Origin of the sequence: Candidatus Defluviibacterium haderslevense (assembly GCA_016712225.1) — a bacterium.
In the GTDB taxonomy this organism is placed as follows: Bacteria; Bacteroidota; Bacteroidia; order Chitinophagales; family Saprospiraceae; genus Vicinibacter; species Vicinibacter haderslevensis.
This window is the reverse complement of record JADJRL010000003.1, coordinates 992,467-1,008,361: the sequence shown is the minus strand read 5'-3', so window position 1 is coordinate 1,008,361 and position 15,895 is coordinate 992,467. Positions and strand designations below refer to the sequence as shown.

The following is a 15,895-nucleotide window of genomic DNA, read 5'->3' as shown; positions in this document are numbered from 1 at the left end:
GCAGCTAAAAGAAGTTGGCGATTTCGAAGACGAAAACTGTCTGCCACTGCGGAACTTGATACGATGAACAACGCTTCACTTAACCACTGAACCGCCAATTATTTTAGCTGCTATGGGCTGGGCTTCTTTTTCCACTTCTAATTTGTTTCATATTCAAGTCCTTGGAATTTGTTAATAAATTTATTTATAAGTTTGTGAATATTTCCAATTCCCCAATTTCTTGCAACATAAAATTCTTCACCGTTGTAAATTAGTTCAGGTGGGTCATTGGTTTTATATTTTCTATATTTGATTTCAGTTTCTGTAAAGTCTTCTTTTTTTTTGATTAAAAGAAAACTACAACTTTTATCTTCTTTAAGATAATTGATAGTGTTGTGGTCAATTAAACCTTTTGCATTTAACAAGTTTATTGTCTGAAGTCCTATGTCAGATTTTTTAAAGTTTCGCTTAAATACTTCACCATTAAATTTTATATTATAAGTGCTTCGGTCTTTATCAGAAGATAAACTGTCAAGAGCTTCTCTTATACTATCTCTTGTGTCCTTTTCCTGTTCAGGGTCAGAACTTATTGCATAAAGTGATGCTAAAATTAGTTTTTGATTTTTATCCCAAAAACTTGCCAATAGTTTTCTTTCTTCGTTTCCAAGTGCCATAATTAATTCTTGTTTATGTCCGTCCGCTTCTTCGTCAATAGAAGGTTGGCTTAAAGATTTTAAATATTCAGTTAGTATATTTTGTGTTCGTGTAGAAATGTTTTGATTTAATGCAGGTTCAATCAAGTAGTCAACAATTGATTGGTAGTTAATTTGGATGAACTCTTTACAGTTGCATTCTGGCTCGGTCAATTCTATGAGTTCAAGTGTTGAAATTGGTGACAAGTAAACATAGATTATAATGTTGTCGTCATTTTCTGTTGGGTTAAAGAAATTAAAGTAGCTGTTTGTTTGGTCGTTGTTTTCACTGCTTTCAACTTTATTTTCAATTACTAACTTGATGTTCTTTGTTTTTCCTGTAATTAAAAGTGTCAATTCGATATAAATGTCGAGTCTGCCAACATTTTTAATTGCGTATTCAGACTTAATGAATAGTCTTTCAATTAAGTAATCTTCTGTAACAAATGAATTAAAAAGATCACTGTGTTTAGTTTTTAATTTGTAATTACTGAATTTTAAAATAATGTCTAAAAATTTTTTGATTGGAAATTCACCTAAATTATGACTTTCCAAATTCCCAAGTAACCACGCAAGGAAACCGCTATGACTTATTTCTCGTCTGCTTACTCCCAAAATTTCAGAGAATGATTTTGAATAATAAAAGTTCTCCAACTTTTGAAAGTCAGGATCATTTTTAAATTTTATTATTTCATCTCTTATTTGGTCTATTGTAAAATTGTCTGTCATTGTCGTTGTTGGTTTTTAGCCTTACCCAAAACGTTAAGCACAGTAGATGTAAGACCATTAGGGAGTCGTTTCGTCCAGTGCATTGTTATGCCTCGTTTTTTATTTTTTCATAATATTTTCTTCTGAAGATGGAATGAAACTCTTCTATAAGGGCAATGTGCTCACTGCGATATTTTATTAAAGTCTCGTTATAAACTCTATCAACTTCTTTTTGCTGTTCCAATTCAACTTCTTTATCTGCTAATGGCAAAGTATTAAATGTTGAAAGCCATAACCTCTTTTTCAACAGGTAGTTTTTTGTATGATGAAATGGACCATCTAATAAGGAGAGTATTAATTTATCAATACATGAATAAAGTTCATCATCATCCAAGTACAATTTTAACTTCGTAAGTTTAAATTTTGAAGTAGTAAATAAATTATTCAAGAATGCGACTCTAATTCTTATTTCTTCTCCATCCCACATATTAATTCCTCCTTGAGAAGAGTTTGAAGAGTCCTGTATGAGGCTCACAAAAGAATCATAAACTTCCTTCATCATAATAAGCGTTTCTGTATGAAAGGCTAGTTCCTTTTGAGCTGTTGTGTTAAGATATGATTTTAGTACAGCAATTTCTTTATTAACATCTGTTAATTTTTCAACCACTGTAAGTGCCAATTCAGTATTTAATTCACTTTTATACTTTTCTAATTCTTTTTTAAGGGTTTCCTTGCCCCAATAACTTACATAAGATTTAAGATAGTAATAAAGACAAAACATTAGAATAGTAATAATAATTATAAGCACTAAACCTCCATAACCTGAATACCTTTGAATATCTTCAAGTTTATTGTAAATTTTATCTATCTGATCCATATATTATCATTTAAAATGAGGCATAACATATTAGCATTGTATCCGAAAGTTGGACAAACGAAGCATTATGCCAAGCATCAGAATCAAAGGTAATAAAAATGACAGAAATTTAACTTACTGATTTAAGCACAATTTTCTGATCCAATGTGTTGAACGAAGCCATTTTGATAGCATCTATGGCATTTTGAATTTGCAATGGTTCTGTTTTAGAAGCATTACAGCCTATGTTTCTCGATGGAGATATATTAAATTATAGAACTTGTACTCTCTCTCTTGTTTTGATAGAACTTTAATTAGATCAATTAATTGCTCTTATGTATCTAAATTGTCCCATTCATCTCCAAGGACCCACCTAAGAGCAGATAATTTTCCATTCAACATCCCCCAATCATAATCATCTTTGTAGTAATTTAGCACTGCACTTTTGCCTCCATATTTCTTTTCAACACACTTCATTGCTTTTTTAATTGTCCTCATCATTTCTGGAGACAATTTTTCAGTCAATCCTTCTTTAATATCGGCAAACATTACAATTTTTCTATCGTACCAAATTCTATCAAAAAACTCATCCATCTTTTCTTGTATTTCTAGAAAAGATCTTTGTTCATCAAACAATTCCTCATCGCTTAATTCATCAGAAGTATTGGATTTTTCTAATTTTTTAAGATTCTGTTTCATATTTGTTCTTTATTTAAATTAAAATTATTATTGATTAGTTCGAGTAATTCCTGCCTGAGAAAGTAATACTTATTACTTATGAAATAAACTTTCAATTTTTTCTCCTTAATTAGTTTTGTCAGAGTCGGTAGTGAAACATCCAGAATTTCTGCTGCTTTAATTCTTGTGACGTATTCATTCAGATATGAATATTCTTTTTCTGTTATTTTCTCCATAATCTTTAGAATCCTATCTATAAGCAGATCCATCTCAAACCTGATCTCACAAAGTATTTTATTTTTTAAATTTTCTGGTCCCATTTGATTGCATTGTTCCTTTGTTTATTATATATATTGTTTATTTTGATTAAAAATCATCCAAATTGACAATTATTAATAAATATAAATTATGACTATGTGTTATGCAATGATTTATAGGCATATATATTATAATCTTGCATTAAAAAATAAATATTTAAATCCGCTCTCTAGCCAATATAATGGACATTCATAAAATTAAAAACTTACAAATAAATACCCAGTTCATGAATTTTTAATATTTTGAAAATAATTTCCAAAAAAGACTCATTATCTGAATTCTATAACTTTCTCAACACTACTTATAGAAAAAAGGAGATAATTATGAATACCAAAGTGATGAATTTACAAAGTTTAGCTGAAATGTTGTGCTGTTCAAAATCTACAATTTACAGGTATGTAAAAGAACGCAAAATCACCTATATAAAGCGCGGCAGGATTCTACTATTCAGTGAAAAAGATGTTGAGGAATTCCTCAACAGACACAAAGTAATTGGAAAAGAAGATTAATTGATTCAAACTGTAGACCAAATACGATTAAATTTAGATGACTAGGAATCTGAAGTAAAGCCAGAATCTTGTCCAGAATCAAATATAATTGAATCACTGAATGAGTTTAATTTGATCCAGTTAAATCGACCAATCTAGAACAATATTCCTTTTTAGTCTGAAGTATATTTCAAATAACAGCAGGTAAGAATAATTTACCGTTTGATAGTCCAAAACTACCTTTTGATAGTCAAAATATCACAAATGAAAAAATAATTGAAAATAATTTAGACAAAATTGATTCATATAACTTTCAAATTACTAAGTATAGGTAGTTGAGAGAACTAATGATTCATCTTGCGGTGTATCCAATGGCGGAATCAACAAATAATTACAAATAAGAATGTGCCAAAATCTTAGATATGAGAACTATTAAACCAGACAATGATCATTAATCCCATAAACACTATACAAATTTCAAATTGTAGATCAAGATACTTGCCAATTCCTCTTTCGCTGAGAAATTCCCTTAGTATGATTTACCAAGTTTATCACATAACATTTTAATAACAATAAATAATTTAACAATGAATACAAATTTACAAACATCCATGGATCCTTTTGAATGTGAGGTCAAAATAACTTACATTCTAAGACAGTACCAAAATGAAGGAATCCACAAAATTACTAAAAAATGGGATGAAGGAATCCGAAGTATACTCTTTCAATCACCATCAGGAACTGGTAAAACAGTCTTGTTCTCTGAAATTGCAAGACAATGTTACACCAATGATCGGAAAATATTGATTGTAGTCCACAGAAAGGAATTAGTTGAACAAGCTAAAGATAAATTATTAAACAATGGCGTCGATGCAGGTATTATCATGGCAGGTGTTCTTCCAGATTATACCAAATCTGTCCAAATAGCAAGTATTCAAACACTAATGAATAGAGAGCATCCAGAAGCCGAATTCATTATTATAGATGAAGCACATCACGCAAAAGCAACTACTTATAGAAAACTATGGGATATGTATCCAAATGCAAAATTCTTAGGTGTAACGGCTACTCCTATCAGATTGAATGGAGAAGGTTTTGAAGACATATTTGATGAATTAATAGTTAGTGATTCAATTCAGAAATTTATTTCAGGTGGATATTTAGTTCCAGTTGATCATTATGTGGGTTCAATCCCCGAATTGTCAAAAATAAAACTAAGAGGTGGGGATTATGAAAATTTCCCACTTTCTATACAAATGATGAAAAAGAACATTATGGATGACCTTGTTTCAACCTACAAGGATAAATGCCATGGAAAGTCGGCAATAGTATTTGCTGTAAATATCGAACACAGTAAACAAATTGTAGCTTCATATAAAAGAAATGGGATCTCAGCTGCACACATTGATGCGACAACTTCAACTAAAGAACGAGAACGAATTATATTAGATTTTAAGAATAAAAAAATTCAAGTTGTATGTAATGTTGAAATTATTACCGAAGGCTTTGACTTTCCAGAGTGTGAGGTTGTCCAATTAGCTAGACCAACTAAATCACTATCATTGTACCTACAAATGGTGGGGAGAGTTTTAAGGCCATCAGAGAGTAAATCAAGGGGACTTGTCTTAGATCATGCCAATTTATGGCTGGAACAGGGTCTTTCAATCATTGATAGAAATTGGAGTCTGATAGGTCTTGGAAAGCAAAAGAAAGTAGAAATTGAAATCAAAGTATGTGCAATGAAAGAAAATGGGGATCTAAAAAAGGTATACCTAGATAACCTCCCAGAATTAAAAGGTTTGAAGTTAGTTCCACTTACAGACGAATATCGAAGATTACTTATATTCCAAGGAAAATTATGGTTTGCAATCAGAACAAATTTAAAACTATTGCATGCATATAACTTTTACAAAGATTACTTAAAGGATAATTGCTTGACAATTACATATCGTGAATTTGAGTATATTAAAAAACGACTCAATCAATATAACGGATTAGTAAAAATAGAAAATAGATTCAATGTTGGATTTTGGTTTTATGAAGGCATGAAATTAGGATTTACAAATACGGAGAGGAAAGAACCAATTATTGAACTGTCAGTTGCCAGTAAAAATTTGCATTTTGTCAATTAATGACAAATATTTTGAAAATAATAAATGGATCAATTAGTTTCGTATTTTGGAAATTATTGACTACATAAAATCCCTTAAAACATCAATTTTGTAGTGGGTCAATATTTGTCCGCAGAGCATATTGTCCCACCCAACGAATACTTAGCTGTTAGCGGTAGTCCTTATTTTCTATTAATTTAATCAATTCTTTATAAAAGTACTTTGTAATTAACTTCACACTCCAATCGATTAGTTCTTGTACTGATCTTTTGTTTTTTGATTTTATTCCTCCATCTAACCAATTCTTCCATTTGCTATAATTTAGACCAATTTGTGAAGCGATATACTTTTTTGGATCTGGTTCTCTACTTCTATATATAAATGATTCTGGAAGACCCCAACAAATGAAAATGTTTTCATCATCACGATGTATAGTATTGCTCAGTATTGAATCAAATAGATTATTTGAGATTGATTTTTCGAACAAATTCACATAAAAGGTTTTCGCAACATCTATTGCTGTTCTATTTTTAATGTTCCACAATGTTCCAATATAACTGCTCGCGCCAGTTGATAAAAATCTTTCAGCAATATTCATCCAAGACCAGCAAGTATTGTTGAATACAAACGGAAATGTATGATTGCCTGCAATGTGAGAAATCATAGCTTGATAATTTCCATCATAGCATTTAATAGTCGAGGAATCATCTACTGGATCAATTGGTGTTCTTTTAGCTGTCTTTGAAGGGCCAACTCCATTTAATACATCTGCATATGTTTCATGCGAATAACCCTTCTCTTTCAATTCTGAACTATGCCATTCCAAGCCATTAAACTTTCTCCAAATAAATTTACTTGTGACATTAATTTTATCATTTGCAGTTTCATCACCTTTGATTTTTACACTAACTACTTCGTCATATTCTATTTCATGATAGTCTCCAAACCTGTCTTTTAGAGTATCTTGTACTTTGTATCCTGCGACCTCCCCGCCATGACTACATATATGCAAAATATCAAATGGAAATTCTAAAATGGTATTATCAGTATTATATACGGTTGCTTCTTCTCCAATTAGTGGCTGAACATATAGATTGCTTTTGTTTAGTGTTGAAATAAGAAACTCTGTTTCTTCTTCATCAAATTCTTTTGGTGAGAAAATTACTGCTGAATTGTGGTATTTATTTATCTGATTAATTACGGAATTGAACACAAAATTATCGGGTAAAAATGTTGTGTTTACCATTGTCATTGAAATTATATTATTTAGAATTAATGGATAAGGAACACCATGAGTGAAGAATGTAGCTACGGAATATTTGGTAAAATCAATTTCCTCTACCGATGGGAATATTGAAGCTGATAGAGTATTAAAGAAATTTTGATTTCCTGTTTTTTTCCATTGATAAATCAAATTTTGAATTTCTTTTATTTTGATTGTTGGTTTAGTAACTAATTCTATATCTGATTCTATGTAACTGGCATAATTTATTGCAGTTATTGGAGCACAGCTTTCGTATTTTTCAATTACTATTAATTTTTCGCTTTGATTGGTTAAGTCAATTGATTCCGCTTCTTCATTTATTTCAATATTTGAGTTTGTTAAGATAGCTTTATAAACCCCTTTGATTAATTCATCAGATCTACATTTTAAACTTGTGGTTTTTTGTGACATTGATTGAAGTATAAACTCAATATCAGTTGTATCATCAATGTTGATCACATTGAATTTGTCGAAATAATCTAAGTAAGATTTCTGTGCTTCATTTAGACCTATGAATACAATATTTTCTATCGAATTAAGCATTTGATGTTTATTCGATATTTGGTTCACAAAGGTCAAGGCTCTTTGTTGCGACATAAAATGAACATCCCCTTCTTCTGCAATACTTTCAGTGCCTATAGAAGTTTTTGGGAAAACAAATAGCGGTAAAAATTTTCCTCTGATTATTAATGAGGGAAGACTCAACAATCCAAGTTCTGGTTCTTCAATATTTAGAATACAAAAATAGTTATTGTTGATTTTCATCTTTAATTTTTGGATTGGTACTACGTTCAGAGATTGATGCAGGCAGAGCAAGTGCGATGACTGCCAAGAGCAAAGATCTCAAGCCAAATATACAACATCTTCTGGAATGAAACCTTAATCACTCAGCTTGCATCAATCTCATATTAACAGTCGATATTTTTGCTCTTTATTTTTGCATATGTATTTATTGTATTCAACAAAGAGTAAAAAATCCATTCTAATTGTTCTGGAATTTCCAGTTTTTTTGTATATTCTTTATTATGTCTTACATCAAAATTATTAACTATTTCGAAAAAAGCGTTAATATCTTTCATGCTAAAAATTGTTTCGCACTCCTTTCTTAAAGGTTCAAGTACATAACTCAATGTTTCACAAGCAGAACGCATTTTATCCATTGTTTGAGGCTCTTCTAAAAACATTTGCCTTGCATGATTAATTTTAATATCAATCTCATTATTACCTGTTGATATAGTTTGAACTACAAGTCCAATCATTGGCATTTTGGGCAAGCTCTTTTCAGCTTCCTTAATACCTAATTTTGTTAATCTTACGTCTTTGTAAGTATTGATATTAGAAGCAATCTTAATTTTGGGCTTTGAGCTGATATAATTGTATTCTAATAAATATAAAATAGTTTTATCAAATTCTTTCGCATCTATTGAGTCAGCTAATTTATAATCCTTATTAGAAATAAAATCAAATTCCTTATAATCAACTCCTCCGTTTTTATAAAGATATTTTAAAAAATTTATAGCTTTTTGTACAAAGGATTCCGAGTAATTCATCCCATATTAATTATAAATAGTTTTTTCGAAATAAAATCAGATATAATAATTACAGTTAACGGTCAAACATTGATTCCGCACCGCCAACAACTTGAAGCCAAAAATAAAAAATGTTTTTCAATTGAAAGCCAAATTTAAAGAAATAATGTTAATGGCAGTATGGAGTCAATGCGTTTTTATGCGCCTTTAGTTTTTTATGCATATTAAAATTGAAATAAATTTCAAAATATCTAGTTCAATTTTCCATTCATGTCCATTAAAATCTCCATATAAATATATTTGTGGGTTCATATAATCATATTCTTTTATTGAGTTTGGGTTTAACAAGTCAAAGTTTATATGCTTAGCATGAATAATTTTGTTACACGATTCTCTAAAAGACAAATCTATTGTCCTGCATGAAGCACTCTGGTAGTTAATTGTTAACTTTCCAGTACTAGAATTTGGATTATATTTTCTTCCTTCAAATGTCGAACAATCCAAATCAATTTGATTTCTAATTTGAACAGCAATTTCTATTAAAATTCTTGATACCTCTGACATTTCATATTCTTTTATTAGAAGGGTATTCAAGTCTTCAATAGAATTTGAAGTCTTAGAGGCGTTTATAATTGAAATTAAATGAAATGCTTTTAATTCTAATAGGGAATATGATTCATGTATAGGATACCCAATGATCCACGGATTATTATTAGTTATAAATTCCATTTTTCAAATTTTTGCGCATAACATATTAGCATTGTATCCGAAAGTTGGATAAACGAAGCAATATGCCAAGCATCAGAATCAAAGGTAATAAAAATGAAATAAATTTAACTTACTGATTATTGCCCAATTTTTTGAAACAATGATTTAGCAACAATAGCCCAGTTTAAATTAAAACCCCTTCAATTAGAGTGTGTCCAGTTACTAGACTGGATTTAGCAGATTTATACTGCTCAATGCTGCATGAAGGCTCACGTTTGTAATGCGATAAACATGATCATCACGACTCATTTTGATTAGTAATAACACTTCTTATTTTCTGTTTTAACAAGAGTTCACCCATCGGCGAATGTCGAAAGGCGTTCGGGTTTTTTGATAAAATAGAAAATAATTGATATAATTTTAAGTTAATTAAGTTTAGATTCCATTAATTCAACCACATAGATTTAATTTTAAACAGGACAAACACCTTGTCTAGTATATTTAATTATGTACAGATTCTGAATAATAATAATAATAATAGGAACTGCTCAGAAAAATTATATTTCTGAGCAGTTCTATAAATAGATTGTATAACAATATTTATTTAATAATAATTAACCTTTGAGCTTTTCTTATCGCACCATTTTTGACAAGTGAAACAAAATATAATCCTGATGGGTAATTAGTAATTGTCATATCTAAAAATGAAGAATTCCGATTGCATGCTAATTCTTCAATCAGATTTCCTTTGAAATCTAGAATTCTAAACTTGTATTCTGCTAATTGATCAGTTAAGTAATAATTAATCCTAAAGAAGTCTTTAGCAGGATTTGGAACGACACTTAAAATTTCTACTGATTCATTTAGAATTGAATTGTTTAAAGTAAACAAAGGATCCGTTTTCTCAAATTTGTTTTTGCCGACACTTTTTAAATGTGAAGAATTACAATTTGGTAGACTGTAAGTTGTATCAATGGCTAAAGTTGCATTTGGATAATCAGGAAATCTAATCATGAATCTAGTATTAATAGTAGTGACAGTAGAATCAGCAGAAAAACTACCGCTGCAATCTCCTTCATTACAATAATGCTGAGTGCTTTCATTGTTGAAAATATAAACACTATCCATGAATATACCATATTGATTGTCATCATATGAGGCATCAAACGTATAATTTATAATCCCATTCATTGTGGTACCATCACAATCTATATCCATATTTGTACCATTAGATCCACCACTAGATTTCAGTTGGCTGGACCCATTGCAAACGTCAGGTATATCACATGATGATAGACAATTATTTTGATTAGAACACAAACTGACTCTTAGACAATAACAATTTCTAAGGCTATCATTTGGAACATCAAAATATACATTAAACTTGTTGAAATCTGTTTTTTGAACAAATTTTTGTTCAATTTGCTGTTGACAATCTTCTTTTAACAATACAACTTTTATATAATTGTAAGTTGATCCACAATTAGCTGTATTGTCAATGTAGCCATACGCTTGAATTCTAGTCGTTGACATGGTCTGTGGTGTAGTTACTACTGATAGTAACCCACAAGTATTGTTAAAACATTCTAAGTCATAATGCTCTAATAGTTTTCTGCATTCAGATCCATTTTTACAAAGTCGCACATAAATATCGATGAGGCCAGTACAAGAATCGACATGCATTTTTAATACTCCACCTTCAATCCGAATAATATTTCCTGTTCGCGTTAGTGTTGGTTGAACTACCCATATAAAATTTTTAATGTCCAATGGATTTGGAGTACAAAGATCATAATCTCCACCTACAACTATCTCTCCATTGACTTCATAATAACCCATCATATTAGTACAGTCAAAAGAATCCTTAGTAAAGGCTAAATGAGGGCATGTCATAGTAAATGTATCACAATCAACGGCGGGTAGGCATTCTAATATGGTTAAACATAATAAATCAGATGAATCTATGCATCCATTATAATCTTCAGCAACTAAGTACATTTTTCCTTCGTGTCTTTGTTGCAGTAGAAAACTATCTACTTTACTATCTGTGCCTTGTTTTATAATATTATTGCTATCTGCATGAACATATTTCCATGATTTATAAATTCTATTGTCATCTAACATAGGAATATAAACGTGCCCTTTCTCCAAAACAGTATCACAAACATCATAGCATCCACTTATAAAAGTTCGAAGATCTAATTGTTCTTCTAAAAGGATAGTGTCAGATTCTGTACAACCATTTTCATTGGAATATATTCCAACAAATGCACCACCACTTTTAACATTGATATTTGAGCCTTTACCAATAGTGAATAACTCTGAATCAATAAGATTATACCAATCAATTTGCTTGTCTGTATTCTCTTTTAGAAGATACAAAAATGGTCTGCAAGAGTAAAATGAATCTACTATCTCTGGTTTCTGCACTCCAAATATTTCTAAATTTTGAACTATGCTATCACAAATGGTTTGTGAATTTTTATTTTTTGCTTTGATGGTGAGTTTATAGGTTCCAGATTTATTTGTTAGGTTAATTATAAATTTATAGAGATCATTAGTGCCACTTAATGTGCGAGTTGTGTCAGAGCCATTGGGTAGTAATTTTTCAGTTAATGTATAATCATACAATGAAGTATTGCCAATGAAGGAGAAGCTAGGATTAATATCATTGGCACAGATAGATTGTGGACCTGCAAGTTCTCCTAAAAAAGATTCTGTGAGTTCAATCGATTTTTTTATTTCTATATTACACCCATATGGATCAGTGACAATTATTTGATAGTCGCCACTCTTATTTACATATATATCTTGGATGGTGTCATTGGTATTCCATAAATAGCTAAGAGGTTCTCGACCTGTTAACTTTACAAATGACAAATGCTTCTGTGATGCACAAGGCATGGAATCAACGGTTATTGTTCCTGTTAGATTATTCGCTACAAAAAAGATTGAATCAATAACTGAATTTGAACATCCCCATCTATTCGTTACAAATAATTGAACTTTATATTGTCTTATCCCATTAAAACTTTTTTGAGGTCTACGTATTCTTGAAGTATCAGTATTGTCAAATATCCACAAATAATCTACAATGTCATTCGTAAAATCAGCATCTTCAATATCGAATTCTATCAAGGTATTAACACATAATGTATCTGAGGTTTTTATTGTTGGAGCTAATAGTTCTGCTGGTGGAGTAATCGTAATACATTTAGAACAGACTGTTGCACTATCATATGTAACCTCAAGGCATATGTCCTGTGTGCCTTCGTGAATTGGTAATTCTTCGATTCCATTGGTGCTTATATATTCCACACCATCGATTATGTATTTAAATTGTGTAGGACTCATATTATCTTGATAACTTATTAATGATTTAAGCATAATATGATATCCTGAGTCAGAGCATGTGAAAGTATGGATGAAGTCTATTGTGTAAGGAATATAAACAACTCTAGTATCTGTCTGACGACATATTTTGGTAGTGTCGGATTGATCTCGTGCATTACCTACTAAATCAATGTTCCAATAACCAGCTCCTTTATAATTGTGAGGACGATCAATTAAATGTGGTTTAATAAGTATATCAAACCTTTCATTCGTTTTATCTTGAAACATCCAGTATCCTTTTCTTATTTTGGTGGTAAATTGACCATTTCCTTTTGGTATTTTTACAGTATCATTTATAAATTCATCATATTCTTGTAGAAATTCACCGCTCACATTTCTTTGAGTACAATCGATTGTATCTACTTCAGTAATTTGAACTATGTCTATTGCAGTGCATCCCATTATGGGTGTACAGATAGGTAGTAGCAAGGATGCAGTATCAGAACATATCAATCCATCTATATATAGCTTCACTTTCGATGTCCGGAAGTCATAATTTGTGGGATGAGTTCTGATGAGTGTTTTGGTTGTATCATTGGTTTGTTCTATTTCATTAATGAACCATCGATACTTGAGATTGGGTTGGTTGATTACATTTGCTTCAAAACGTATGACCACATTCGTATCCGTTAAGCAGTTTATAAATCCACCTGTAGCACTGTCGAATGCATGAAAGTGTGGTTGGATAGTAGGTAAAACTTCAATTAATTTTCTTGCAAAATTTCCAATGACACACACCATTGGGTCAATAAGTTTTACACTAATATTGTAATATCCCTTACTTTCAAATCTATATTTTACTACGTTAGTATCCGTTTGTATAGTATCATTTTCATCTCCAAAATCCCAGATGTATTTCATTGCCTTAGCATTCACACTGAATTCTATAAATTGTTCAGCGCAAACGGCACCATTGGATATGCCTAGAGGGTTCTTTTTCTTTACTTTAATGGGATATTCGTAGATATGTAATCCACAACTGCTATCTCTATATTGAAGTATTACAATGGTATCTACTAAAATATTTGGCCAATATATTATTGTGCCTTCCCTGAACGATGCCAATATATTTCCTATAGGGGGAGTAATTAACCATTGGAATTTTTTTCCTTCAGCAAGACCAGATATAGAATAGAGTTCTTCACTATCATCACAAGGAGTTGGATTACCTGAAATAATTGCAACATCTGAATCATAATCACTTACTATAATTGTATCCCAAGGTGAATAACAATCGTTAATTTTGTTTCTTACCATTAAATATTTATTATTCTTACCCGATAAAGTCCATTTAACATTTACTTTGAAAGTATTAGATGATATATTCAAAATGGTTCCACCAATAATATTCCATTCTCTTATACCTATAGTTGTTGGGACATTGTAAGAATAAATAGAATCTAAGCACACTAAAATTGGACCTTTAGGTTTATCAACAAACACAAGGTTTAAAACTTTTATGTTAACAGAAGTCGTGCAGCTATCTCCGTTAGCAAACTTAACGGTAACCTCTAATTTTTTATTTCCAGGGCTCAATGTACTACCGCTTGGGATAGTAACTTGATTGGAATTATAAATATTGGTTTTATAAAAGTTAAATGACCATCTTGCAGAAACGAAGGATTCTCCATGAGAATTGAATTCAAATTGAGGACTGGTTCCTGGACAAATTGTATCACTCTCAAGACTAATGTAGTGAACATAAATAGTATCTTCTATTTCAAAGCTACAATCCGCTAAGGGGTGTTCTACCTTAACTTTAAGAATAAAACTTCCAGTGAATCCATCGCGTTCGATGAATACTCTATTGGAATGTTCACCTTGCTTGATAAATAAATCAGGATTATTAGATGGGCTGATAGACCATGTATAAGAAGCTCCTGGCCACATAGGCACAGAATGAGGACTCACTCCTTTGTTAGTACACATTGATCTATCCCCATTTATTGTAGTAATAGTAGGAAGTATAGGCACTTCTACAATGGTTTCACCATCACATACTTGTGCATTACAACCAGTTGTTTTCAATTTAATCTTACCAAAACCTCCTGTGGGATATGTACCCCATTTAACCCAAAGTTTATTTCCACTAGCTCTGTAATCACTGCTTCCAATTACGGTCCAATGGTAATTACTACAAGAGTCGATGGCTTCATATAATACTTCTTTAATAGAATCTTGACAAACAACTGATGGACAGAAGATATTTACTATAGGTAGATCATTAACTATTACAAAAAAGTTTGTAGTAGCGGAGCATCCCCAGCATGATCTTGCCGTCAATCTTACAGAAAAATTACCTTGTGAATGAAATAAATAATAAAAATCTTCAGGTGTACTCATCTCTAAAGAATAGATATTCACATTATTAGAATCAAAGATTTCCCAAGTATATATATTATCATCTTTGGGAACAGTCTTATTAAGAAATCTTAACTTTTGATCCCTGCAAATATTAATACTGTCATTAGAATTATTAGATGAATCCACTTCAATCTTTGGTATAGGAGGGTCATAAACCCTTATATTAAATTCTTTGGTAAATGAACATCCATTAATTGAATCTTCAGCAATTAATTTTAGAATATGAAGACCTGATGTATTGAATTGGATCAATTCTGTTTGATGTATAATGCTGGATAGCATTGAATTGTCTACATACCATTTATAAATATATCCAGACATTGAATCAGTATAAAAGAAAAGCATATCATTTATGCAATATTCGAAATTCTCTTTTGATTGTTGCTTGCAAATTCTAATTAAAGATGTAAAAACTTCAAATTCATGAGGAGAATGGACCATGATAGTCTTTTCGCAAGTAAAAGTATCCCCAAGGCTTGTAATGAATCTTACTTGGAGTAGGGTACTCCCATCTGAATTCCAAGAAATGAGGACTTTGTTTTTTGATGCAATAGTAATCGTGCCGAGGGTAGGAATTAAGGTCCATGATGAGGACACTAATGTATCCCCAGTCCCAGAATTGTAATTAAGCATATAAATGGTTTCGCCGCCTTTACAAGGAGATGATGGACCTTCTATCATACACTGTGATTGCACAGAATTAGAGAAATAAAATAGAGAAACAAGTAGAAAAATGAACCGAAACATATTAAGGATATTTAATAAGTGAACAATAGTGAGAAGTGACCTGCTTATTAAATAAATCCA

The 15,895-nt window shown here is 31.0% G+C and carries 10 protein-coding genes; 2 read left to right on the top strand and 8 right to left on the bottom strand.

The window, feature by feature from the left end:
* Nucleotides 1–137 precede the first annotated feature (137 nt).
* From IPK88_04170 to IPK88_04155, 4 genes are all read right to left on the bottom strand, one after another.
* Nucleotides 138–1,400 carry a PD-(D/E)XK nuclease family protein gene (locus IPK88_04170; protein MBK8242599.1) on the bottom strand — a complete coding sequence of 421 codons (1,263 nt, stop codon included), beginning with the start codon at nt 1,398–1,400 and terminating at the stop codon, nt 138–140.
* 85 nt (nt 1,401–1,485) lie between these two features.
* Nucleotides 1,486–2,256: a hypothetical protein gene (locus IPK88_04165; protein ID MBK8242598.1), complete on the bottom strand. Its 771-nt coding sequence runs from the start codon at nt 2,254–2,256 to the stop codon at nt 1,486–1,488.
* A 312-nt stretch (nt 2,257–2,568) separates the two neighbouring features.
* The gene (locus tag IPK88_04160; GenBank protein ID MBK8242597.1) at nt 2,569–2,934 is read right to left on the bottom strand and encodes a hypothetical protein; all 366 of its coding nucleotides are present in this window, start codon (nt 2,932–2,934) and stop codon (nt 2,569–2,571) included.
* The gene (locus tag IPK88_04155; protein ID MBK8242596.1) at nt 2,931–3,233 is read right to left on the bottom strand and encodes a helix-turn-helix domain-containing protein; all 303 of its coding nucleotides are present in this window, start codon (nt 3,231–3,233) and stop codon (nt 2,931–2,933) included. The genes IPK88_04160 and IPK88_04155 overlap by 4 nt, the downstream gene beginning before the upstream one ends.
* Before the next feature lie 240 nt (nt 3,234–3,473).
* On the opposite strand from IPK88_04155, the gene IPK88_04150 reads away from it, so the two are divergent.
* Together IPK88_04150 and IPK88_04145 are read left to right on the top strand one after the other, a co-directional pair.
* Nucleotides 3,474–3,740, top strand: coding sequence for a helix-turn-helix domain-containing protein (locus IPK88_04150; protein MBK8242595.1), 267 nt, complete (start codon nt 3,474–3,476; stop codon nt 3,738–3,740).
* Nucleotides 3,741–4,306: 566 nt separating this feature from the next.
* A complete protein-coding gene (locus IPK88_04145) occupies nt 4,307–5,851 on the top strand; it encodes a DEAD/DEAH box helicase (protein ID MBK8242594.1) in 1,545 nt (514 codons plus the stop codon).
* A gap of 148 nt (nt 5,852–5,999) precedes the next feature.
* Here IPK88_04145 and IPK88_04140 read toward each other — a convergent pair whose 3' ends face one another.
* From IPK88_04140 to IPK88_04125, 4 genes are all read right to left on the bottom strand, one after another.
* On the bottom strand, nt 6,000–7,859 hold the full coding sequence (locus tag IPK88_04140; protein ID MBK8242593.1) for a hypothetical protein: 1,860 nt from the start codon (nt 7,857–7,859) through the stop codon (nt 6,000–6,002).
* Nucleotides 7,860–8,002: 143 nt separating this feature from the next.
* The gene (locus IPK88_04135) at nt 8,003–8,644 is read right to left on the bottom strand and encodes a hypothetical protein (protein MBK8242592.1); all 642 of its coding nucleotides are present in this window, start codon (nt 8,642–8,644) and stop codon (nt 8,003–8,005) included.
* Nucleotides 8,645–8,830: 186 nt separating this feature from the next.
* Entirely contained in the window at nt 8,831–9,352 is a 522-nt protein-coding gene (locus IPK88_04130) for a hypothetical protein (GenBank protein MBK8242591.1), read from the bottom strand.
* A gap of 579 nt (nt 9,353–9,931) precedes the next feature.
* Nucleotides 9,932–15,835, bottom strand: coding sequence for a hypothetical protein (locus tag IPK88_04125; GenBank protein MBK8242590.1), 5,904 nt, complete (start codon nt 15,833–15,835; stop codon nt 9,932–9,934).
* Nucleotides 15,836–15,895: the final 60 nt, after the last annotated feature.